The 850-nt window shown below is 47.4% G+C and carries 1 protein-coding gene; it reads right to left on the minus strand.

What is annotated here, in order from left to right:
* Window positions 1–32: 32 nt before the first annotated feature.
* Window positions 33–850, minus strand: an 818-nt coding sequence (locus CUC53_RS12790) for a winged helix-turn-helix domain-containing protein (RefSeq protein ID WP_100294519.1), incomplete at its 5' end; no start/stop codon positions are given.

Below are 850 nucleotides of genomic sequence, written 5' to 3' on the forward strand. Positions count from 1 at the left end.
ATAGCTTCATTGGCTGATTGGCGAACAGTGGTTCAGGTCTGTTTCTGGTCAAAAAGACCTAATTGCGACATGCTTAGGTCGCTTTCAGCTAGGCTGCAGTCCACTGGATCTTGCTCTGGACTGATACACACGCATTGCCGTAGCAATGACAGCGCGAGTTGCAGACTTGAAGGGGAATAGCGTTTGAGCTCATGCTGCGCGTGTAGATAGAGCACCGCGCTATCTAGTGAGTCGAAGGTATTGGCTTGCGTTGAATCCAATTGCACTTCAGGGATCCGTGATGGGATTAGGGCGGCAATGCGATTTAGCAGTGAAGACAGCGGTTGGCACACGCATAACTCGATAATTTCATGATGGATCAATTGATGCCCTGCTGAACGTACTAATACGAACAGCAATTGCAAGCTATTGCCCATAACCACCGTTTTACCTGCCAAGAAATAACCAGGATTGAATTGTTCGATAAGCGACATAATGTCAGATAAATCATGACAGTGCTGAGTAATAACCGCAGGCAATACGGAGAGTCCGAAGGGGGAGTACTGTGAGAAAGTCTGAATGAGGGGATGGTGCAGGATTACCGCATTGAGTTGTGGGAGGGAGAAAAACGGAAATATGGCTATTGAGGTGTGCGGCACCTGGGCACGCGGCTTTGATACTATGGCAACATGGCGGCTGAAGCGGCAGCCTTTGCCGTATACCGTATCAATGTAACGGCAGTGTTTACTTTCCATAAGCATTCGGCGTAATACATAAATGCAACGTGTGAGCGATTCTTCATTAACATCGCTATCAGCCCATGCGCGATTAAGAATCGTATCTTTACTTACCCTGTCTCTTATACACATCT

The sequence above is a fragment of the Aeromonas cavernicola genome (assembly GCF_002795305.1).
Classification (GTDB): domain Bacteria; phylum Pseudomonadota; class Gammaproteobacteria; order Enterobacterales; family Aeromonadaceae; genus Aeromonas; species Aeromonas cavernicola.